We start from the raw sequence: 23,545 nt of genomic DNA, 5'->3' as shown, positions 1-23,545 counted from the left end.
TAGTAGAATGAGTTCTTAAATACATAAAAGTTTCTAATTGAGAAATGAGAATGACTGATAAGTTCAGTAAAATCAATGGATTTCGTGAAAATATATTGAAAATTATAGTGACAAATGATAATCCATAAGCTATAATACAAATAAACGTACACATATAAATTATTTAATATTGTACATATAGTATGTAAGAGGTGTAATAGTATGATTTTACAAGATAATAGTGCTGAACGTAATCGGGGTATTACGCTCGCCAGTATCAAGGGCATTATAGGCAATGTGGTGCTTGTCATTTTTAAGATGATAATAGGATTGGCATCGAATTCCATCGCCATAATCCTTGATGCAGTAAATAACTTAACAGACGTTCTTTCGTCGGTGTTGACGATTGTCGGTACAAAACTGGCTGCAAAAGGGGCCGATAAGGAACATCCATTTGGACATGGCCGTATAGAATATATGACTACCATGGCTATTGCTTTCATCATTCTCGGTGCAGGCATTGGGTCCCTTAAGGAGTCGATAGATAAAATTCTTCATCCAGAGGTATCCACATTTGATATTCCAAGCCTTGCTATCATCGCTGTTGCTATCGTTGTAAAGGTTGTGATGGGGCGATACATTAAGTCTCAAGGTGAGAAATATAAATCTGATGCCCTCGTAGCGTCTGGTATTGATGCTCTTTTTGATGCGGTGATTACCTTTGCTACATTGGTGTCTGCAGGCCTCGTATATTTCTTCAATGTAGATATTCAAGGCTATGTAGGGGCTTTAATTTCGCTATTAATTTTGAAAGCAGCCTATGAGATCTTACGGGATATGTATAATCATTTGCTTGGTGTTCGCGCCGATGATGATCTTATTCGAAACATCAAAGAAACTATCGCGCAACATCCAAATGTAGGCGGTGTATATGACCTAGTGCTAAATAGCTATGGACCAGGTGAAGTGATTGGTTCTGTTCATATTTCGTTGCCAGATACGATGACGGTGGGTGAGGTCCATCCGTTAACTAAAGGAATCGCAGTTCATCTTTATAAAAAGTTTGGCATTAATATGACTGTCGGCGTATACGCAGAAAATCAACCAAGCGTAGAAGTTCTTGAAATCAAAAAAGCGCTTGATCAAGTTATCAGTTTGTATACTAATGTAGTCCAACTCCATGCTTTCTACGTACGAGAAGATAAAAAGATTATCTATTATGATATTATCTTTAACTTTGACGAAGAAGATCCACATGGTACATTAGAAAAGATTAAGGCGGAACTTCATAATCGTTATCCAGATTATACACAATTTGCTATTGTGGATACGGATTTTAGTAATTAGTTTTATATAAAGAATAACCGATATGTATCCTTGTATGAGGAACATATCGGTTATTTTTATGGGGCTGGATCGTCACTTGATAAATACATTATTTATGCCTATAATAAATTGTATAAAATATAGTTAGTCATATATTATATATAGTATGGAGAGAACTATGAATAAATTGGTATTATCCACATTAGCAGTTATGACTGCAGTTAGTATCTGTGGCATGCAACCTGTAGATGCTAAACAAGTTAAACCAGACCCAACCATGACTATGCTTCAAATGCCGACGAATGATGAAATCTCGGTAGGAAATGGTACTACACAAGAAATCAATAAACAAACACAAACATTAGTGAATAATGTAGCCGTATCTACTAAATCGATGATTAAAAAGAATTGGAAAACTATCTATATTAAGGCGATACCATCTGACAATACAGTTTATTTCTACTATACGGATACGATGGGCCAAGTATATAGTGGTCAAACTATTAAAAATACTGGTTTATCTAAGGGAAAATATAGAACAGAAGCATTACGTCAGGCTCAGGCGTTGCAGGATTTGTATATGTATCTACAACAAACGAATCAGGAAATTCCTTCTTCTATAGATATTATCGTTACCAGTCAAGGTCGTCGGATTCGAACCATCATGAATTACGATGAAAATATAGGAGATAGTTCAATCTATCAACAAAATTATGAACAAATTAATTTCCCAAATTTGAAATAGTTTGGATATAGTGAAAGCCCCTACCTCGGTGAGGTAGGGGCTTTGTGTTAAATTACATAATCATCGTGATCATCTGTTGTTTGTTTTTTAGCTTGCTTTTTAGCACCTGCTAGGTCTAATAGTTCTTCTTCAAGTGTATCTTCGTCGCCTGTATTGAGCATGGAGTAGAAGGCCCACAAGATAATGAACCAAACTGGTGTGAAGAATAAGGCAACTCTTGTGTCATCATTCAAGGCCAAGATAATGAGGATGAACGCGAAGAACGCAAGAATTAAATAGTTCATCACTGGATATAGAGGCATTTTAAATTTAGATTTTGCCGCCAATTCAGAATTTTTTTTGCGATATTTTAAATGGCAAATAACCATGATAGCCCAGATGAAAATGAAGCAGAATGTAGAGATAGATGTAATCATAACGAAGACTGCTTCTGGCATGACATAGTTAAGTACAACTGTAATAAGTAGTACGGCAGCAGAGAAAATAGTCGCTTGATATGGCACGCTACTATGTGTTAAGCGACGCATTGATTTAGGTGCGTGACCGCGTTTTGCAAGGGCATAGATCATACGACCTGTACTAAAAATACCAGAGTTTGTAGCTGATGCGGCAGAGGTAAGCACAACAAAGTTGACGATACCTGCTGCTGCGGTAATACCAACTGCTGTAAATACGGCCACAAATGGGCTGGCTGCAGGGTTAACGGCTGTCCATGGGTAAATACTCATGATGATGGCCAAGGAACCAATATAGAACAAAATAATACGCAAAGGAATATTATTGATGGCCATTGGAATAACCTTTTCAGGGTTTTCAGTTTCACCTGCTGTCAAACCTACAAGTTCAATGCCGGTGAATGCAAATACAACCATTTGGAAGGATAAGATAAAGCCCATCGTTCCATTTGGGAACCATCCGCCGTAATTCCATAAATTACTAAAGGCGGCAGCTACACCAGCATCGGTACTAAATCCAGAGAAAATCATGATTAAGCCGATGATGATAAGGGACACAATGGCAATAACCTTGATCATGGCAAACCAGAATTCCATTTCACCAAAGTGCTTTACGGCTGTTAAGTTCATGAGTAATAGAGCTATTAAGACGACGAGGGCTGGGACCCATTGCGGTAGCCATGGTATCCAGTATTGCATATACAGTCCGACGGCCGTTAAATCGGCCATGGCTAGTGATAGCCAACAGAACCAATATGTCCACCCTGTGATGAACGCAGCGCGATCACCTAGATAATCCTCTACAAAATCGATAAAGGAATGATGATTAAGATTAGATAATAATAATTCCCCTAACGCTCTCATTACAAAGAAACATATAAGACCAGTAATGAGATAAGCAAAAAGAATGGATGGACCTGCCAAATGGATGGCCCGACCGGAACCTAAGAATAAGCCTGTACCAATGGCACCGCCGATGGCGAGCAATTGTACGTGGCGATTCTTAAGGCCCCGCTCTAACTGATTCGTATCAGACATAGTAAAGACCTCTTTTCTACAAACTACCTATAAATACAAAAAGCCATGGATGACCATAACTTTCATAATCTATAGAATATATAAAACTATTTTCTTATAATACAGTATCTATTATAAAAAGTCAAATGTATTTTTACAGTAGACACATCCTGTGAATAGTATTATTAACATACGAATAAAAGAAAGCGTATTCATACTTTTAAAAGCATACTATGCGTTAAAAGGTTTTCATAATTTGCTATAATAATTGATAGATTATCTTTTACGTAAAGTCGTGGAGGTTATTATGAGACGACAAGACAGAAGAGTTACAGATATAGAAGAAATTAAGGGCATTTTAAATAGCACTCGCATCATTCACCTAGGCATGATGGATGGTGACTACCCTTACGTGGTGCCCTTACATTTTGGTTTTGAATTTATAGATGAGGTGCTTTATATCTATGTGCATGGCCATTATGAGGGAAAGAAGTTTGACTTGATTAAAGCAAATCCTCATGTATTTATCGAAATTGATGGCAGTGATGAAGCCCTTGTTTCAGGTGGTGATATTCCTTGTGCATATAGTTCAGTTTATTCCAGTGTGATGGGCCGTGGAGAGGCTACCTATTTAGAGGCTATTGATGAAAAGTCTCATGGCTTACAAGTATTGATGAAACATCAGACAGGTCGTGAGTTTACTTTTACGGAAGCCATGGTAAACTCTGTGGGCGTAGTTCAAATTAAAATTGTCGACTATACGGCCAAAAGACGAAGACAACTTGAACAAGATGCTATTATGCCGCCATTAACTAAATAATGACACAACAATCCTATTGAACTCTATTATGATATAGCGTTCAGTAGGATTTTTTTATATCGAACCTAAGCATTAGATACATTATTTGGTTGTGTCGATACTTTCACAAAAGGAAAGATAAAAGTTTTATGAAGTAGCTAGAGCTACAGAAACGGTAGCTTGATTTTGATATAAATAAGAAAATATATCATTATATGTGTGGAGTATATTATAAATTTTTGTAATAGGAGAGAATATGAAGAAAATAATGACATCTGCTGTTTTATGTGCCGCGATGGCTACTGCAGTAAGTACCTTTGGCGTACAGCCAGTTAGTGCTACATACCCGTTAATAGATAAAAATGGTAATACCGTTCCTGTTGAACGAGATGTAGATAATAAAAAGCTCATCGATGATAATAAAAAACTCGCTGATCGTTATCGTTGGTATGATCAAGTTGATGATTATGATTTAGTTAAAACTAATATTGAGAGTGCCGCGCAGGAATTTGGCTATCCTATACAAGTTCCGTCTTATATGCCTAAAGACTATGCAGTACGCGATGTAAAGGCCAAGGACCATGACGTATTAGAAATCGTTTATACAGAAACGGGCCGTGATGGAGAATTTGGTCCGAAATTAACCTTCTCTAATACAGATATTGTATATCGTATGGGATGGGCTATCGATACAGTGGTAACGCCTATTTTAGAAAAGACAAATTACAACGCTAAGGATGCAGTTAGCTTTACTACCCCTAATGGGATCGCTGTACATACGTTAGGTTATAGTAAAGGCGCTATTCAAATTGCTTACTGGAAAAAAGATAATAAAGTTTATATGCTCTACTTTGCTTCTTTAAGAAATCAAAACTTTGTAAGCAAAATTGTAGACTCTGTAGGTCCTGTGAGTAACGTAGCCGTTGATGATAATCGACTACGTGGTGACCGCAATGATAATCAAAATATTGAAGAAAACGATGCGAAAATGGTTAAACAAAATGATGAGCCGGATTGGCCTCCTTATGAAACGATTGGGTTGCCATTGCGTACACATACGAATTCTGTGTGGCCTATACTTACCAGCAAAACCATCGGTTTACCTAGCGGTGTAATCGATGCATCTCATAAGATGTCTTATGACGTATCTGTACCAAGTTATTTACCGCTTGGCTATACATACTATGCTACACATTTTTATGACAATGATGTATTAGAAACTGTATATTGGAAGCAAGGTAAAGAGTATCAAGAGCGCAGCGGTCGTTGGGTAACTCATACTATGGTCTTCCGCATGAGCTACTCTATGGATACCGTATGGCCTGAAGAATATATTCCAATGGAGTACCATGACGTACAGTGGACTGACTCTACACCAATAGGTGATGTTCACTATACAGGGGATGTAGATAAGGGCTTAGTACGCAGTGTTACGTGGTACAAGGATAATATGGCGTATTTCTTGTTCTTCCAAGTGCCTGTGAAAGCCTCTGAAGCAGAGTTTTATAGAAATCATGTAGTGCTGTTAAAAGATATCGATCCAAGTCGTACAGACTTAATTGGTGTAAAAACAATTCGTTAATAAAAACGAACCTATCTCCTAGATATATTACTAATATCTTTGGAGATAGGTTCTTTATGTATTAATTAGAAAAATACGTAACGGATGATAACGAGTACCGCTAATACGTACATAATCCAGTTAACTTCTTTTGCACGACCTGCAATGATTTTGAGTAGAGGGTATGCAATAAGACCTGCAGAGATACCGTTAGCGATGCTGTACGTGAACGGCATCAAAACGATAACGAGGAATGCAGGAAATCCTTCTGTCCAATCATCGAAGTCGATATTGCGGATAGCACCTAACATGAGGGCACCAACGATGATAAGAACAGGAGATGTGGCTGCATTTGGTACCAAGGATACCAATGGAGCCAAGAATAAGCAGATTAGGAATAATACGCCTGTTGTGACAGCTGTTAAGCCTGTACGGCCACCAGCACCTACACCTGCTGCACTTTCAACAAAAGCAGTAATCGTAGATGTACCGAGTAATGCGCCAGCACTAACGCCGATAGCGTCAACAGTCATCGCTTTACCAAGACCTGGGAATTTACCAGATTTTGGATCCGCAATTTTCGCCTCTGTAGCAGTACCGATTAACGTACCCATAGAGTCGAACAATTCTACGAATGTGAAGGAGAAGATAATCGTAATCAAGCCCATGTGGATCGCACTAGGAATATCTAATTGAAGAAATGCGGCTTTTGAGAAGTCAGGCACTGCCAATACTGTGAAGTTCTCAGGCATTGTAGATAGTCCCGTTACATAGGACACAATTGTTGTTACCAACACACCAATCAAGAGTGAACCTTGAATCTTACGAGCCATCAATAGAGCGGTAAAGATGAGGCTGAATAGGGCTAACAATGTTTCGCCACTGTGCAAGTTACCTAGTGTTAACAATGCTTCAGATGCTGGAGGTACTAGATTGCCATGTGTTTGTATAACTTGGCCTAAGGTGTTAGGAGATAAACTGATGGAAATCGCCATCAAACCGGATAGTTTTAAACCGATGATGGAGATAAATAGCCCAATACCAACGGTAATAGCGACTTTCATAGAAGCCGGTATACCAACAACAATCATTTGTCGTATCGATGTCAGCGTTAGGACGAGGAATACGAGACCGGAAATGAACACCGCACCTAGTGCCGTTTGCCATGATACACCCATACCGAGAACTACGGTAAAGGAATAAAAGGCTAAGAGGCCAACCCCTGGAGCCAGTGCGATTGGATAGTTAACAAATAAACCCATAGCAATCGTTACGAGGCCACCACCTAAAGCTGTAGCGATGAGGACGGCATCCTTGTCCATGCCAGCAAGACTCAAGATGTTTGGCGCCAAAAATAGGATGTACGCCATCGTGATAAACGTGGTAATACCCGCTAAAATCTCGGTTTTAACGGAGGTACCTCGTTCATTGAGTTTAAATAGTTTATCTAACATTAGATAAATCCTCCCTGTATGAAATTATAAATCATATCAAATAAAAATATTTCGATATACCTATAGTGTATCATATTTCCCACCATTTTTTGTATGAATTTATGTTATACTATACATATATTGTGAATGACTTAGAGGTTAACTTATGAAAATATCTACAAAAGGGCGGTATGCCTTGCGAATCCTAGCGGATATTGCAGAACACGGGACGGAAAAAAATGTGCCTATCCGTGAAATCGCAGAACGCCAAGGGTTTTCAGATAAATACTTAGAAGGAATTGTATCTCGCTTGTCCTCTGCGGGCCTCGTTAAAAGTGGCCGTGGTAAATACGGTGGATATCGCTTGGTTAAAGATCCTGCTGAATATAATGTATATGAAATCTTATATGCTGCAGAGGACTCTATTGCTCTTGTGTCCTGTTTAGAGGATGATGTAGAGCCATGTCCTATGTTTAATGATTGTTTGACTGCTCCTCTATGGCAGTATTTACAAGATGAGTTTCGCCATGTAATGGAGCGCGTTTCCTTGCAAGATGTAATGGATCACAAGTTTCCAGTGGAATAATTGAGAGAGTCGCGTTTTATATGCGACTCTTCTTTATATAATTTTGTAAAAGCATATTTTTATACACTTTTATATGTGGAAAGAAGGCGAAAGATGAGTACAATTGCAGATGATACTCGTGGTGGCATGCGAAATGTATGGATTATTACGGCTGCCATGACTGTATTAGCTATATGTTACACCATGATTATTCCTTTTTTGCCTATATATCTCTTGGAATTAGGTGTCCCAAAAGCCGATGTAGCCCTTTGGTCGGGCCTTGTCTTTGGGATTACATTCCTCATTGCGGGCATTATGGCTCCAATTTGGGGAAAAATCGCCGATAATAAAGGGAAAAAACGGATGGCCTTGCGCGCTGGCTTTGGCATTGCTGTCTGTTATGTATTAATTGGTTTAGTTACAGACCAATATCAACTACTCATGGGGCGGGCCCTCGTTGGATTTGCCAATGGGTTTTATCCTGCGGCAATGACTATGGTATCCCTCAGTGTCGATGAGAAACAGGTTGGTCGAGCTTTAGGTATCTTCCAGACAGGGCTTATCTTGGGGAATGTCATCGGTCCATTTTTAGGTGGTGCTGTTGAAAGTGTAGTAGGGATGCGTCCTGTATTTTATGTATCTGGTGTCGCTGTACTGATTGCGACATTGGCTGTATTGTTCTTTGTAAAAGAACCAAAATTACATGCTGTAGGCACTGATGGAACAGCGCAAGCTACTCAACCTACTAAATCTACATCTTTACGTGAAGACTTTAAGGCCGTTCAACAACAACCTGTACTAGTACGGTTGCTTGGGATTTTCTTCTTTATGCAATGTGTCATCATGATGCTACAGCCTATCTTGGCCCTTTATGTAGGGGATATGCAAGGCACCATGGAAGGGGCGGCTATAATCTCTGGTACAATCCTCAGTATCGGAGGCTTAGCAGGCTCCTTAACGACTAATCTATGGGTTCGCCTTGGTGAACGTCGTGGTTATTTTAAGACCATTTCCTACTGTATGATGGGTAGTGGTATCGTTCTATTGCTGCAAAGCTTACCAGTGGGTATATGGTGGTTTGGTGTTTTACAGGTTCTAATTGGTTCATGCATTGTAGGGATTAACCCATCCTTGAGTGCAGCAGTAACCCTTAATACAGATCCAAGTTTTAGAGGTCGTATGTTTGGTATGACGACGACAGCTCAACAATTTGGTTCTATGGTAGGTCCTGTATTTGCTAGTATTGTATCGACCTATGTGGGCATATCCTACGTATTTAGTATTACTGGATTGTTATTGTTATATATGGGCTTTCAGTCTAGAAAATTATCTAAAAAACATGAATAACACTATGATGAGTCATAGATAGTATTAAGGGAATCATTTGTTTCGTATGAGATGCAAAGGAGTTGTTATGATCCGTATCGGCCAAACTGTACTTGGAGAAAAGGGTACAAAGATATGCGTGCCTATTGTGGGCACAACGGTAAAAGAAATTCTAGATGCTACTGCGGTGGCATGCAATACACCTTGTGATGTGGTGGAGCTACGCATTGACTATTACGAACGAGCTCATTCCATTGATGCTATTATTGAACTATTGATGCTCATGAAACCTCAATTAAAAGGTCGTGCATTGCTCTTTACATGGCGCACGAAGGGTGAGGGGGGCGAGAAATCTATCTCCTCACAAGATTACTTTACAATGTTAGAGCGCCTTATCCCAACGGGCTTGGTAGATGCTATTGATATTGAGTTATTCTTTGATCAAGATAGAATGGTCAAAACCATAGAATTCGCCAAGGTTCATGGTGTAACAATCGTCATGAGCAATCATGATTTTAATGGTACACCAAGTAGAGATGTTATTGTAAATCGACTCATTCAAATGAAAGGATTTTTAGCGGATGTGCCAAAGATAGCCGTTATGCCTCATACAACAGGTGATGTATTAACACTTCTTGAAGCGACGGCTGAGGTAAAATCCTTATATCCATCAGACCCAATCATTACGATGGCCATGGGGCCATTGGGGGCTATTACACGTGCTTCAGGATCTTTATTTGGCAATGCTATGACCTTTGCTTCAGCGGGCAAAGCATCAGCACCAGGTCAAATTGATGTACATGAACTAAAACGTATCTTAGATACTCTTGATGTAGATGGTGTATTTGATGAACAACAACATAAACGCGTAAAAGTGCATTAAAAAAGTCGGTGAGAGCCGATTTTTTTATTTGTCTTGTAGTTCTTGTAATATATTCATACGAGATGGTCGAATATAGAAAATATAGATGTAATTACCTATAACTTTATATAGAATAAGATACTTTTTGTATGACAATTTTCTGTATTTTTCCTTGCTATCTACAATAGGATAGCGCTCAGGAAAAATGGATAATGAACATATTTTTTGGTAAATTTGTGATAATTCTTTTTGGATAAACGCAGTGTCTATAAAGCGTTGCTTTAATGAAAGTTTGAGATTTACTATGTCAGATTTAGCAGTAGGGGTCAAAATTATTGTATATCTCATTTTAACCTCCGAACTTATAAATCCTTAAGGAGCTCATTAAAGACTTTTTCAGCAGGTTCGCCAATTCCCTTTTTTGCTTGATTAAGTCCTATCTCTATTCTTGTGCTTAAATCTTCTTTAGTCCATAAATCATCATTTATAGCATCAATCCATTCTGGGCGATGGATAGTGGAAGGAATATCGTTAGTGAATTGTATTTGTTTTGATACAAGTGTAACAGTTTGTGATATAGTTAATCCCATCTCTTTTAAGATAGCTGTTGTTAGTGTCTTAACTTTAGGATTAATACGGATATTGAGTATGCCTGTTTTATCAATTTTATCAAAGGATATTTCAACCTCGTTTGTGGTTGATGTTCCGTACGAGCTAGTAGTATCTGATGCCTTTAATGTGATTCGGGGTTGTTCGTAGGTGCCGTCATTGTTGAGTGTACTTGGCGTTGGTGTTTCATCTGTAGATGTTGTTGGTAATGCAATGGCGAAAGGAATGCGACGTTCTTTGATAATTTGACGAAATAGTGCGTCAAGCATGGAGGTGTAGGATAGGCCTTGTGCTTTTAATATGCTAGATACCTCTTGTTTTAGATCTTCGTTGATGCGGACTTGTAGGTTTACGGTTTTCATAATATCTCTCCTATGATTCTTTAAGTTGTGACTGTAATACTTTGGTTATTTTATTGCTCTTATAGAAAAAGGTGTTTAAGCTTCTTGAATTCTAGTTGTAATTACATTGTAATTGCAAATATGGATTTTTACAAATACATATAAAACATAGAGAATATAAAAAAGCAGTATTTATCTTAGGGATAAATACTGCTTTTAGTACTATATCTATGAAGTTAAGATATGAGTTTTAGTTTTATCTAGAAATACAGATGTAAATCTTCTTACAATAAGTTTGCTTCAAAATCTTCTAGGATAGTAGACACTGTTTCTGGTGCATTACGGTTATGTTCCACGATGGATTGTGCAAAGCTTTCATACATTGGTGTACGAATTTCTTCGAGTTCGCGTAAGCGTTCGATACCACCACTAGAGAGAACCCGACCGGATGTAGATAAATTTTCTATAGGTTGGGTTAATTGGTAGATACGACCATTTTGGCGTAAGTGTGCGTAGTTTTTAGGCACTGTTACACAGCCGCCACCAGTGGAGATAACAAGACCTGTTTGAGTGCCCAGTTTCGCAATCATTTCCGCTTCTTTTTCACGGAATGCTGGTTCCCCTTGTTCTGTAATGTATGTGGAAATGTCTCCAATTTCTTTTTCTAACTCATGATCCACGTCAATGCAGGTACGGCCCATTTCTTCACCGAGCGCTTTACCGACTGTAGTTTTTCCTACACCAGGCATGCCGATGAGGATAATGTTTTCCTTTTCACGGCGCATATCGCGCAAGATTTGTTCAATTTCCTTTGTACCAAAGCTTTCACCGTGGAAATGATTAGCCGCCTCAACACCTTGAGCCACAAGGAATGGCAAGCCATCACAATGAGGAATTTCCATCATTTCTGCTTGTAACAGCAAAATTGTACGGCGTGGATTATAGATGAGGTCTACAACGCCTTCCAATTTGGAAAATTGTGTAATATCGATGAGATTAGCTGGATTATGAGGATACATCCCGATAGGTGTGCAGTTAATAATAATCTGTGCTGTTTCATAGTAATTAGGAGTATCACCATAGAATGGTGCCGTCTTACGAGAGAGATGAACTATGTTCTTAGCTCCTAAGTCTTCAAGAGCTACGTGAACGGTAGCGGAGGATGCGCCATCGCCAAGAATGATACATTCCTTGCCAGCTACATCGATGCCTGCATGTTGTAGGGTAAATACGAAACCATCATAGTCTGTATTATAACCGTGCCATTTGCCATCCTTGCGAACCATCGTATTTACACAGCCAATGCGTTCTGCCCGTGGATCTACAACATCACAAGCTTCAAGGGCATTTACCTTGTAAGGAATAGTGATATTGATACCTTGTAATTCTGGATCAGCGAAGAACTCTTGTAGTTGGCTCGGTTCGCGCTCAAATAATTCGTAATTTGTATTCCCTAGTGCACTGTGAATGCGAGGGGAGAAGCTATGGCCTAACGTACGGCCAAGTAAACCAAATTTCATAGGACCTCCTAGGTCAATATACATAGAATGGCTAATAGGCTGGTACCTATTAGCCATTGAAGTTTTATAACTATATGTATTGTACTATATATGTTCTTATAGGGACTAGTACATATAAGTATATTAGTTTTCAGGGTAATTGCCTAGTAAGCGGAATTTATCTTGTGATGTGTGTAGCTCTGCTAGAACAGACAATACCTTAGGATCTGCTAGGGATGCTTCTAAGTCGAGGTAGAATAAGAACTCAAAGTTATGACCTACAATCGGGCGAGACTCAAGTTTTGTAAGATTTACGCCGATGTTTGCAAACTTGGTAAGTAATGTACCAAGACCACCTGGAGCATGGCTTGCTGTAGTTACCACGGAGATTTTATTAGCCCCTGGGTATACATGGAAGTCCTTGCTGATACAGATAAAGCGCGTATAGTTGTTATCGCTATTTTGGATATTGCGCATCAATGGAGATAAATTATATAAGTCTGCACATTGCGGTGCTGCAATAGCAGCTACGCCTGGATCATCACTGGCTGCCACCATTTGTGCTGCACGAGCCGTGTTATCGAAGGAACGTAACTCTACACCTTCTAATTTTTCTAGGAAGTGACTGCATTGGCCCAACGCTTGAGGGTGGGAGATGATAGTGTGAATATCTTCTAGTTTTGTGCCTTTTTTCACGAGTAAATCGTGAGAAATCCAAAGGCGCGTACCGCGCACGATATAGCATTTACGCTCTTCTAATAGGTCGTATACTTCTTTTACAGAGCCATTGGAGCTATTTTCGATAGGTAATACGCCAAATTGACATTCACCGGATTCTACCGCATCAAATACAGCACGGAATCCTGTTACATAGTGAATTTGGCTGAGTGGTAATAATTTATCGCACGCCACTTGCGCATTACTACCGAAGACGCCAGCACAAGCTACGCTACCACGTTGTGGAGGTAATGTAGGGGACTGCTCAATAGCCTTTTTCATTTTAACAGTGAACTCATTATCTTGGAACAATTGTTCAGACTGATAGGTCCGGCTCAAGCTGAATAAGGCTTCAAAGAAACGGCGTGCGTATAGGTCGAGGTCTGGGCCTGCATCTCGAGTTACTTTATCGAGGATATCTCGTTCCCGTTTGGCATCGTAAATAGCCTTGTTCATTTCTTTTTTGGCTGCCGCGACATCCTTGGAGAGTTCCATGCGCTCTTTGAAGAGGGCGAGCATTTGGTCGTTTATATCGTTAATTTTAACGCGTACTTCATCTAAGTTCATGGTCAATATCTCCTAAGAAATCAAGAATAACAAGGGCCGTAACAGCTTCGATTACAGGTACTGCACGAAGCGCTACACATGGGTCGTGACGACCTTGGATTGTGAGCAATGTGTCCTCTTTTTGTGAAAGTGACACAGAATGTTGTTCTTTATAAATGGATGGTGTTGGTTTGATGCCCACTTGCATAACGAGGGGCAAGCCGTTAGTTATACCACCTTGAATACCACCGCTATTATTAGTTGTGGTTGTAATCTTGTCGCCGTCCATGGTGAAAGCATCATTCACTTCGGAACCAAGTTGTGCACACATATCGAAGCCACCGCCAAAGGATACGCCTTTAATGGCGGGTACCCCAAAGATTACGCGAGCTAAGCGGTTTTCGATACCGTCAAAGTTTGGGTTGCCAAGGCCAATTGGTAGACCTGTAGCAATGACTTCAACGATACCACCTGTAGAGTCCCCATCTTTTTTGAGGTCCATAACAAGGGTTTCTACTTCGTTACGTTTTTGTGGATTAACCATAGCAATTGCTTCTGTAGCGATGCTAGCTAATGCTTTCATATCTGGGTGGACCATGTTGATAGGAGCATCTTGAATCGTTCCCACTTGTTTTAAATGGCCGTGGATTTCAATGCCTTTTTCACGTAATAGTTGTAGAGCGATGCCACCAGCTACACAAAGCGGAGCTGTAAGGCGCGCTGAAAAATGGCCGCCACCGCGCATATCTACCTTATCACCGTAGCGTATACGAGCTGTAAAGTCCGCATGAGATGGGCGAGGGATATCGCGTAAGTTGTTATAATCGCTAGAGTGTTGAGATGTGTTACGAATCATAAATGCCAATGGAGAACCACTGAGCATGCCGTCCACCAAACCTGCTAAAAATTCAGGTGTATCGGCTTCCTTACGCTGTGTTGTTAATTGATTTTGCCCTGGTGCACGGCGCTTTAAAAAGGTTTTTAACTCATCGATATCGATGGTATGTCCACAAGGAAGACCTTCAACAATACCGCCGATAGCGTATCCATGAGAGGCGCCAAAGGTAGATACTTGTATAGTTTTACCGAAATTAGATGCCATGAGCATCACCTCCTAATAAGTTCCAGTCCTCAAAGAAGTCTGGATAGGATTTTGTGATAGCTTCGCTATCTTTTAACGTAACAGGGTTTTCACTGATGAGGGCCATCAATGTGCCGGCCATAACGAGGCGATGGTCATTTACGCAATCACCATGTCCACCTTTAAGTATACCACTACCGATGATGTATAGGTCATCGCCTTCTTCACGCACTGTACCGCCTAAGTCTCTTACGAGATTAGCAACAGCTATGAGACGATCGGATTCTTTTAAGCGTAGGCGAGCACCCTTAATAAAGGAGCTTTCTCCAGAAATAGAGCAAGCAAGAGCTGCCATAACAGGCAACATATCCGGCATTTGCTCAAGGTCTACATGGATTGGCTTGGAAGCACGACCTGTGACCGTTATATTCATACCATCCCATACAACATCACAACCAGCATCAATCATAACTTGTATGATGCGGCGGTCAGCTTGTACAGAGTTTTTGTTCATGCCTGTAATCGTAATTGGTTTGCCCGTCATACCAGCTGCTACCATCCAGATTGCTGCATTAGACCAGTCACCTTCGATTTGGTAATTATCACGGCCGATAAAGGACGCACCAAATGGGACTGTGAAAGCCTCGTTGATGTTTGTGCTTGGTAAGGTATGTTTAACTTCGACACCAAAATCACGCATGGTTTCCGTCGTTAATGTTACATAATCACTAGATTGTAGTGGCGTAGTAGCCGTGATAGTAGATAGGCCGATTTGAGGGGCTGCCAACAATAATCCAGAGAAGAATTGGCTGCTTACATCACCTACCATGGAGAAATTACCGCCTTGGAGACGACCTGTCATAGTAAATGGCGGTTTATCTTGGGAGAATGTTACGCCATGCGCTTTCATTTCACTGAGCATAGGTTCGAGAGGGCGATCTGGTAAACGACCTTTGGCATCTACGTCTACATCGTTACAGATGGATGCAGCTACAGGTAATAAGAGACGTAATGTAGTGCCTGATTCGTGAGGTACTACATTGCCCTTTGTTGGGACAGGACCTGGTGTAATAGTGACAACTTTATTTTCATATACTACGTGAGCACCTAAGCCTCGCAAGGATTCCATAGTAGCATCGATATCTTTAGAGGTACGGCTTAGTAGTATAGTAGATGGAGAGTTAGCAAGGGCTGCACAAATTAATGCGCGGTGTGCATGTGCCTTTGCTGGGATGGACGCAATCGTTCCTGTAGGAATGGCGTTCGTTACGGAATGCATAGAAATCTCCTTTTACGTCTTAGTCTAAATAGGTGGCAAGTTCTTCGTGGGTAACAACCTTAAGTTCGCTGTGGCCATAGCTTGTTGGTACTACAATTTTAATAGTAGCGCCTTCGCTTTTCTTATCGTGCTTAGCAGCTGCTAGGATTTCTTCCCTTGTTACAGTCGTTGTAGTTGGTAAATGATGGGCTTCGATGAGGGATTTTAACTTATCTAGAGCTTCAATATCTAGTTCTCCATGTTTTACCGCACCCTGTGCCATGAGTACCATGCCAATAGCAACCGCATAGCCATGATGAACCTCAAAGTGACTCGCTTTTTCAATGCCGTGACCAAAGGTATGGCCTAGGTTTAAGAGGGCGCGGACGCCAGATTCGCGTTCGTCTTGTTCTACGATATCCGCCTTTGCTTGTACGCATCGCGCAATGACAGCACTAACGCTATCGCGGTGTGTTATCAAGGGCTTATTTTCTAGCTGAGTTAATAAACCTGGTACATCGAGGAAACCATATTTGATGATTTCGCCACATCCATTTTTCCATTCCATGTCTGGCAATGTATTAAGCGTTTCCGAATCACAGAGGACAAGAATGGGTTGTTTGAAAGCACCCCACAGGTTTTTACCTGCTTCAAGATTGACAGCTGTTTTACCGCCTACAGAGGAGTCTACCGCCGCTAATAGGGAGGTAGGTACCTGTACATAGTCAATGCCACGCAAATAGGTAGCCGCTGCAAAGCCTGCCATATCACCTACAACACCACCGCCAAGCGCGATGAGAAGGTCCTTGCGTGTTAACGATTGAGCTGCCATATAGTCCACTAAATCGATGAGTTGGTGGGCATTTTTGGAGCTTTCACCAGCAGGGAATACATAATCACAAACAGTATAACCCGCATGCTCCATATTAGCTTTCACAGAACTCAAATAGTGCGGTGCTACATTGCTGTCGCTGACGATGATAACACGACAATTTGGTTTTAATGGTTTTATATAATCGCTGATGCGTTGTAAAGCACCGTTTTCGATGACAACGTCATACGGTGTGGACGCGTTAATATGAATGCGAGTCATAACAGTTCCTTTCTTAAAAGAATAAGCTAGTACCTATTATAACGGATACTAGCTTATTTGTGTGCTATTTAAGATTATTTAGTGCATTCTACCAGTGCTTGGCGCAATGCGATAATTTCTTTCATAAGGCTAGTGAATTGGTCTGGACGTAATGCTTGAGGGCCGTCGCACAATGCTTTGGATGGATCGTTGTGAACTTCGATCATAAGGCCGTCTGCACCGCCACCTACGGATGCAAGGGAAAGTGGACGAACCATGCGGCTCATACCTGCAGCGTGGCTAGGGTCCATGATGATTGGTAAGTGAGATAATTCGTGCATCATAGGAATTGCTGTCACGTCTAATGTATTACGAGTTTTAGTTTCGAATGTGCGAATACCACGTTCGCATAATACAACTTGTTCATTGCCTTCTGACATGATGTATTCAGCAGCCATCAACCATTCTTCGTATGTAGCAGACAAACCACGTTTTAAGAGAACTGGTTTGTTTAATTTACCTACTTCTTTTAAAAGTGTGAAGTTTTGCATGTTACGAGCGCCGATTTGAAGCATATCTACATTATCGAAGTATTGTAATTGGGAAATATCCATAACTTCGGAAACGATAGGAAGACCAGTTTCTTTTTTAGCTAGCTCTAACAGTTCCAAACCTTCTGGACCCATACCTTGGAAGGAGTATGGAGAAGTACGTGGTTTGAAAGCTCCGCCGCGAAGGATTGTGGCACCAGCTTCTTTACAAGCTTTTGCTGTTTCTAATACTTGTTCAGGTGTTTCAACGGAGCAAGGACCAGCCATTACTGCGAAGTGACCACCACCGATAAGTGCACCACCTACGTTGATTACAGAATCATCTGGATGGAATTTACGGTTTGCTTTTTTGTATGGTTCTTGAATACGAGTTACTTTATCTACGAAATCAAGAGATTCGATTTGACGGGAATCGAGGGATGCTGTATCGCCGATAAGACCTAAGATATTATAGTGGGCCCCTTCTACTGGATGGATAACAAGACCTTTCGCTTCTAATTCATTGCGTAATTTTGTTACCTCTGCTTCTGTAGCTGTTGTTTTTAATGTGATGATCATAATAAGTCCTCCTCAAATAACAATGCGAATAGTGGGGCCAACCATACGGGATAGCAAATAAAAAAGGGCTACCCGTATTCTAATACGAGTAACCCTTTTACTATTCTAAGCAACAATTGATGATTTCTAAATTAGCGTAGCTCAAATAGTTCCTTACCCGTACGTTGGATAAAGAACCAATAAAAGTATTGTTTTGCTACTGTGCTAATTTGGTTAGTCATCTTTGGTTGCTCCTTTCTAAATTTGATGTGTACAGTATAAACCCATTTGAGAATTTTATGCAAGTACTTTTTTCAAAAAATCGCAAAATTCTATAGAAAAAAGTTGTTTTAACATTCCTTTGCCTTTATACTCATGGTAGAATTAAAGGTAGAAAATGCTAGCAATATAACGTTATAGAACATAATTGGTAAGGAGAGTTATGATTATTCAAATTTTAAATACAATTAACGATGATATTAAACAAATTCGTACAGATGTGTTCATGAAAGAACAAGGTTTCGAGAATGAATTTGATGAAATTGATGAAAAGGCAAAATTCGTGCTTTTATATATAGATGGAAAAGCTGTTGGTACTTGTAGATTTTTCCCCAGCGATATAGAAGGGGATGCTCATATTGGTCGTATGGCAGTACGCAAATTATATCGTGGTCAGAATTTGGGCTCAAAAATCATGCTTGCTGCGGAAAATGGAATCCGTCGCGATGGATTTAAGACCTGCTCCTTGTCGGCGCAAGTACAGGCAAAACCATTTTACGAATCCCTTGGCTATAAAGCAGAAGGGGAAGAATACCTTGATGAAGGCTGCCCACATGTGATGATGCGGAAAGTATTATAAGAAACTAGATACTAAATATAATAGTTTGTATTAGCTCGGTCAGTATATTAATATCTATATATTTTAAAATATGAGGTGAGAGTTTATGAAACTAGCAGAAGCATTACAAGAACGTGCTGATTTGAATAAGAAAATTAGTGATTTGCAAGGTCGTTTAAATCAAAATAGTTTAGTACAAGAAGGGGAAATACCTAATGAAGACCCTAACGTATTGATGCAAGAACTAGAAGCGGCAATTGCAAGACTTCAACAACTCATTAAAGATATTAATCTTACTAACTGTGCAACTATTGTTGAAGGGCGCTCTTTAACGCAAATTATAGCGGAAAAAGAAGGTGCTATTATGCGGCTTTCTGCATATCGTGCCTTAGCAGATAGTGCGAGTACTATTAATTATCGGGCTCGTGGCTCGGAAATCAAAATGATAGCAACTGTAAATGTTAGTGAATTACAAAAAACAGCAGATACAATATCTAAGGAGATTCGCACATTAGATAATTTATTACAATCCACTAACTGGACTGTTGATTTAAAAGAGTACTAATCACAAGTTGGTAATCAAGATAGGGTGGATACAAAGCCACGATTGCTTAATTCGTAAAAAGATGATATTCCATTACATGTACGGGGCGTTGATGATATGTATCGTGTAGGCCCTTATTGCGTATAAATGTATGGTTATTTTTTATAATGTATTACCATGTGTCAACTATTTTGATGAGGGTGGCGTTGGGGATAATAAAAATGAAAGAGTTTTTTGTTCTACTATAACTTTTTACTGCAAAAAAGAAACTCCTATCCAAAAGTGACTTTGGCCTGTCCTGAAAGGACAGAAATAGCCGGTGGAACTTTTGGGTAGGAGTTTCTTTTATACTAAATCATCGAAATCAAAGGCTGCTGCTTTTGTATAGTTTGTAACTTTTGCTTCGAAGAAGTCAGTTTTTGTACTATTCAAGTTGGAGAAACTTTCGATCCATTCCATTGGATTGTCCTTGATTTCAGGATATAGATGAGGCAAGCCGATTGCTTCTAAGCGGATATTGGCAAGGTATTTGATGTAGCGTTCGATAAGAACGTTGTTAAGGCCGAGGATTTTATCATCAGTGATGTATTGACCCCAAGCGATTTCATTTTCTGCACCTTGGCGAATCATGTCAGTGATTTTCGCTTCCAGTTCAGGCGTGAACAAGTCAGGGCGTTCACGACGTAACTCGCGGATGATGTTTTGAAACAATACAAGATGAGTTACTTCATCGCGGTTGATGTATTTGAAAATAGTGGATGTAGCTGTCATTTTACCTTGGCGTGCCAATGTGTAGAAGAAGCTAAAACCAGAGTAGAAGTAAATACCTTCTAAGATATAGTTAGCGATGATTGTATGGATAAGGTTTGCTTCGCTAGGATCATCACTGAAACGTTGGTATGCATCGGCGATGAAGCGATTACGTTCAAGTAATGTTTTATCTGTACGCCATTCGTCATAAATTTTGTCACGTGTAATAGGATTTGTTACAGTGTCCAAAATGTAGGAATAACTTTGAGCGTGAATTTCTTCTTGGAATGCTTGGATATTCAATAAAGATGCCACTTCAGATGCTGTAATATAACGGCTCAAGTTAGGCAAGTTTTCAGATTGAATAGAATCAAGGAAGTTCAAGAATGCAATAATTTTGTCGAATGCACGGCGTTCGTAATCTGTTAAGTATGGGAATTGCTTAACGTCTTCGTTCAAGGAAATCTCTTCAGGAATCCAGAAGTTGTTGAGCATTGTACGGTACATTTGGTTCGCCCAGTCGTACTTGATACGGTTCCATTCGCGAAGGTTTGTGGTGTTGCCACCAATCATAGATTGCGTGCCACGTTCACCGTGTTCGTTGAAAATCAGTTTTTTATCCATAGTGGACTCCTTTATACAACGATGCGACCTATACTGCTATAGGTCGTCATCAGATTTATAATATTGGTGAAAGTATCTTTCACAGGGTTAGTGCTTTCTACTTATAGTGTATAGTTTTTGTAAAATATAGCAATGATATTTTTAACTTTTACCATACTCTATATTGAGTAGAAAATACCTATTAAGTATTAGGAGGAGCAGCTAGTGCACTCGTCCATTTCAAGGGATTGGTTACGAATGTAGTAGATTGTTTTAATCCCTTGTTTGTATGCCTCAACGTAAAGGTCTAGAATTTCTTTTGCTTTCATTTGAGGTGTGATATACAAGTTGAAAGATTGTGCTTGGTCAATATGACGTTGACGTACGCCACAAGCTTTGATGGACCATTGTTGGTCGATTGTATGCGCCTCTTTGTAGAGCCAGAAAGTTTTATCGTTCAAATCTGGTGCAGTTTTTGGTGTGAAAGAACCTTTCTTCTCTTCGATGAAGAATTTTTTGAAGATAGGGTCGATACCAGCCGTTGTGTTCGCAATATTGGAAGTAGAACCTGTAGGAGCTACGGCCATCAAGTAACCATTGCGGATGCCGAATTTTGCAACATCTGAAGCCAATTGTTTCCAACGATCGGATGTGTAGCCACGACGTGTGAAGTATTCACCAGTTTCCCATTCGGAACCTTTGAATGCAGGGTATGCACCTTTTTCTTTCGCCAATTCCATGGAAGCTTTGATGGAATAGTACGCGATGTTTTCGAACAACTTATCCGCTACTTCGATATGTTCATCAGACTCCCATTGGATATCGTGGTTTACAAGGTAGTGGTGGTAACCAGAAGTACCAAGACCAATAGCACGGTATTTATCAGAAGTCATGCGAGATTCTGGTACTGGTGTTTGATTGATAGAGATAACATTGTCTAGCATACGAATTTGAAGAGCAATGTTTTCTTCTAACTCTTCGTCAGTAATACGGCCAAGGCTAATGGAGTTCAAGTTACATGTAACCATATCTCCTGTATTTGTTTTCGTAGTGATGGTGCCGTCTTCGTTGATGATTTCTTCAGCAAGGTTTGTGAAGCCCACGTTTTGTGCGATTTCGTGGCACAAGTTGGATGCGTAAATCATACCTGCATGTTTGTTAGGGTTTGCAGCATTTACAGTGTCGCGGAAGAAGATGAATGGTGTACCAGTTTCAACAGCAGAGCGCATGATTTTTTTCATCATGTCTAGTGCTGGTACTTCGATGCCGTGTAAGTTCGGATCTTGTTCACATTCAAGGTAACGTTTTGTGAACTCTTTGTTATCGTCTGTGTCGTAGAAGTCCTCTAGAGCATAGCCTTTTACAGCCAAGATTTCATGAGGGTCGAAGAGGGTGAAGTTTTCACGGCCGATCATGCGTTCCATGAAGATGTTTGGAACAGAGATAGCAGGGAAGATATCGTGAGCTTTACGACGGTCGTCACCATTGTTTGTACGAAGTTCTACGAATTCGTAGAAGTCTTTGTGCCAAATATCGAGTGTTACTGTGGCGCCGCCTTTACGTTTACCCAATTGGTCTACTGCAACAGCTGTATCATTGTATAAACGGATCCAAGGAATAACGCCACCAGAGGAGTTTTTGAAACCGCGGATATCGGAGTTCAATGCGCGAACTTTACCAAGGTAGATACCAAGAGCGCCGCCGTGTTTAGATACGCGGGAGAACTTGCTGTTTACGTCGTAAATGGACCATAAGTTATCATCTACACCAGAGATAAAGCAAGAGGACAACTGATGGAATGGTGTACCTGCATTTGCCAATGTAGGTGTAGCTGTTGTCATTTTTAACTGGCTCATCAAATCGTAGAATTTCTTAGCGTATTCTACTTTGTTTTCGCCCTCTACCAATGCCAAGTGCATTGCTATAGCCATGAAGCGTTCTTGTGGCAATTCAAAGATTTCTTTGTTGAAGCCTTTTACCAAGTAACGGTCAGCCAATAATTTAAGACCTTCATAGTTGAAGAGGTAGTCGCGCTTAGGTTTGATGTAATCGCCTAACTCTTGCAATTCGTCAGCTGTATATTCTGTAACGAAGAAGTCAGCGTATTTTTTCTCTTCTACAAGCATATGTACAAGATTTGGGAAGTTGCCATAACCGAATGCTTTATAACGACGAGTGATAGCTGCTTCTTTATAGAAATCGAACAAGAAGAGGCGAGCTGCAACAAACTGCCAATCTTGGTTCATTTTATTAACTTGGTTGCCGAAACCGTCGTCTTTTTTAGCGATAACCTTTTCGATAGCTGTTTGTACTAACGTTTTTTGAATTTCTTTAGTTGTCATGCCATCAACGAATTGTAACTTCGCATCCATTTCCAATTCTAGTGGATCACAAGAATCTAACCCCAAACATGCGAAGGCAATCATGCGTTTCGTTTTTTCAACGGATAGCGGTTCAAAATGGCCATCCCGTTTCTTGATCATAATCTCCATTATGGTTCCCCTTACATTGTAAATCTATGTAAAATCATC

21 protein-coding genes are annotated in these 23,545 nt (G+C 40.1%); 9 read left to right on the top strand and 12 right to left on the bottom strand.

The window, feature by feature from the left end:
- Positions 1–201 precede the first annotated feature (201 nt).
- On the top strand, positions 202–1,326 hold the full coding sequence (locus tag O3598_RS07820; RefSeq protein WP_005379649.1) for a cation diffusion facilitator family transporter: 1,125 nt from the start codon (positions 202–204) through the stop codon (positions 1,324–1,326).
- A 157-nt stretch (positions 1,327–1,483) separates the two neighbouring features.
- Positions 1,484–2,050 carry an immunity protein YezG family protein gene (locus tag O3598_RS07815; RefSeq protein WP_005379655.1) on the top strand — a complete coding sequence of 189 codons (567 nt, stop codon included), beginning with the start codon at positions 1,484–1,486 and terminating at the stop codon, positions 2,048–2,050.
- A 47-nt stretch (positions 2,051–2,097) separates the two neighbouring features.
- Here O3598_RS07815 and O3598_RS07810 read toward each other — a convergent pair whose 3' ends face one another.
- A complete protein-coding gene (locus O3598_RS07810; RefSeq protein ID WP_005377297.1) occupies positions 2,098–3,543 on the bottom strand; it encodes an amino acid permease in 1,446 nt (481 codons plus the stop codon).
- Between the two features lie 286 nt (positions 3,544–3,829).
- Between O3598_RS07810 and O3598_RS07805 the strand changes: the two genes are divergently transcribed.
- Positions 3,830–4,342: a pyridoxamine 5'-phosphate oxidase family protein gene (locus O3598_RS07805; RefSeq protein WP_016476415.1), complete on the top strand. Its 513-nt coding sequence runs from the start codon at positions 3,830–3,832 to the stop codon at positions 4,340–4,342.
- Positions 4,343–4,577: 235 nt separating this feature from the next.
- Complete coding sequence (locus O3598_RS07800; RefSeq protein WP_016476416.1) at positions 4,578–5,903, top strand: hypothetical protein; 1,326 nt, start codon at positions 4,578–4,580, stop codon at positions 5,901–5,903.
- A 65-nt stretch (positions 5,904–5,968) separates the two neighbouring features.
- On the opposite strand, the gene O3598_RS07795 is transcribed toward O3598_RS07800, so the two are convergent.
- Entirely contained in the window at positions 5,969–7,336 is a 1,368-nt protein-coding gene (locus O3598_RS07795) for an NCS2 family permease (RefSeq protein WP_005379645.1), read from the bottom strand.
- A 145-nt stretch (positions 7,337–7,481) separates the two neighbouring features.
- On the opposite strand from O3598_RS07795, the gene O3598_RS07790 reads away from it, so the two are divergent.
- From O3598_RS07790 to aroD, 3 genes are all read left to right on the top strand, one after another.
- Complete coding sequence (locus O3598_RS07790) at positions 7,482–7,901, top strand: RrF2 family transcriptional regulator (RefSeq protein ID WP_005377450.1); 420 nt, start codon at positions 7,482–7,484, stop codon at positions 7,899–7,901.
- 93 nt (positions 7,902–7,994) lie between these two features.
- On the top strand, positions 7,995–9,227 hold the full coding sequence (locus O3598_RS07785; RefSeq protein WP_005379614.1) for an MFS transporter: 1,233 nt from the start codon (positions 7,995–7,997) through the stop codon (positions 9,225–9,227).
- Positions 9,228–9,294: 67 nt separating this feature from the next.
- The gene (gene aroD, locus O3598_RS07780) at positions 9,295–10,089 is read left to right on the top strand and encodes a type I 3-dehydroquinate dehydratase (protein WP_156931713.1); all 795 of its coding nucleotides are present in this window, start codon (positions 9,295–9,297) and stop codon (positions 10,087–10,089) included.
- Positions 10,090–10,113: 24 nt separating this feature from the next.
- Here the strand turns inward: aroD and O3598_RS07775 are convergent, their stop codons facing one another.
- From O3598_RS07775 to aroF, 8 genes are all read right to left on the bottom strand, one after another.
- A complete protein-coding gene (locus O3598_RS07775; RefSeq protein WP_005377462.1) occupies positions 10,114–10,416 on the bottom strand; it encodes a type II toxin-antitoxin system RelE/ParE family toxin in 303 nt (100 codons plus the stop codon).
- Positions 10,417–10,430: 14 nt separating this feature from the next.
- Positions 10,431–11,039 (bottom strand): type II toxin-antitoxin system RelB/DinJ family antitoxin, encoded by a 609-nt coding sequence (locus O3598_RS07770; RefSeq protein ID WP_016476418.1) that lies wholly within the window; start codon positions 11,037–11,039, stop codon positions 10,431–10,433.
- Between the two features lie 263 nt (positions 11,040–11,302).
- Positions 11,303–12,538 carry a shikimate kinase gene (locus O3598_RS07765; protein WP_016476419.1) on the bottom strand — a complete coding sequence of 412 codons (1,236 nt, stop codon included), beginning with the start codon at positions 12,536–12,538 and terminating at the stop codon, positions 11,303–11,305.
- 123 nt (positions 12,539–12,661) lie between these two features.
- Positions 12,662–13,801, bottom strand: a complete 1,140-nt coding sequence (locus tag O3598_RS07760) for a bifunctional chorismate mutase/prephenate dehydratase (RefSeq protein WP_371452305.1) — start codon at positions 13,799–13,801, stop codon at positions 12,662–12,664.
- Positions 13,788–14,882: a chorismate synthase gene (gene aroC / locus O3598_RS07755; RefSeq protein ID WP_016476421.1), complete on the bottom strand. Its 1,095-nt coding sequence runs from the start codon at positions 14,880–14,882 to the stop codon at positions 13,788–13,790. Before aroC ends, O3598_RS07760 begins: the two co-directional genes overlap by 14 nt.
- Complete coding sequence (aroA, locus tag O3598_RS07750) at positions 14,872–16,140, bottom strand: 3-phosphoshikimate 1-carboxyvinyltransferase (protein WP_287500610.1); 1,269 nt, start codon at positions 16,138–16,140, stop codon at positions 14,872–14,874. Before aroA ends, aroC begins: the two co-directional genes overlap by 11 nt.
- Positions 16,141–16,159: 19 nt before the next feature.
- Complete coding sequence (aroB, locus tag O3598_RS07745; RefSeq protein ID WP_156931710.1) at positions 16,160–17,212, bottom strand: 3-dehydroquinate synthase; 1,053 nt, start codon at positions 17,210–17,212, stop codon at positions 16,160–16,162.
- Positions 17,213–17,286: 74 nt separating this feature from the next.
- On the bottom strand, positions 17,287–18,300 hold the full coding sequence (gene aroF, locus O3598_RS07740; RefSeq protein WP_016476424.1) for a 3-deoxy-7-phosphoheptulonate synthase: 1,014 nt from the start codon (positions 18,298–18,300) through the stop codon (positions 17,287–17,289).
- Positions 18,301–18,721: 421 nt separating this feature from the next.
- Between aroF and O3598_RS07735 the strand changes: the two genes are divergently transcribed.
- Both O3598_RS07735 and O3598_RS07730 read left to right on the top strand, forming a co-directional pair.
- Positions 18,722–19,138: a GNAT family N-acetyltransferase gene (locus O3598_RS07735; RefSeq protein ID WP_172733393.1), complete on the top strand. Its 417-nt coding sequence runs from the start codon at positions 18,722–18,724 to the stop codon at positions 19,136–19,138.
- A gap of 85 nt (positions 19,139–19,223) precedes the next feature.
- A complete protein-coding gene (locus O3598_RS07730) occupies positions 19,224–19,682 on the top strand; it encodes a DIP1984 family protein (RefSeq protein ID WP_316586644.1) in 459 nt (152 codons plus the stop codon).
- Between the two features lie 324 nt (positions 19,683–20,006).
- Here the strand turns inward: O3598_RS07730 and O3598_RS07725 are convergent, their stop codons facing one another.
- Positions 20,007–21,035: a ribonucleotide-diphosphate reductase subunit beta gene (locus O3598_RS07725; protein WP_295227018.1), complete on the bottom strand. Its 1,029-nt coding sequence runs from the start codon at positions 21,033–21,035 to the stop codon at positions 20,007–20,009.
- Between the two features lie 188 nt (positions 21,036–21,223).
- A complete protein-coding gene (locus tag O3598_RS07720) occupies positions 21,224–23,506 on the bottom strand; it encodes a ribonucleoside-diphosphate reductase subunit alpha (RefSeq protein WP_371452302.1) in 2,283 nt (760 codons plus the stop codon).
- Positions 23,507–23,545 lie beyond the last annotated feature (39 nt).

This window comes from Veillonella atypica, from assembly GCF_041431435.1.
Lineage (GTDB): Bacteria > Bacillota > Negativicutes > Veillonellales > Veillonellaceae > Veillonella > Veillonella atypica.
Note: the sequence above shows the minus strand (reverse complement) of the source record. Positions and strands in the feature narration are given on the sequence as shown.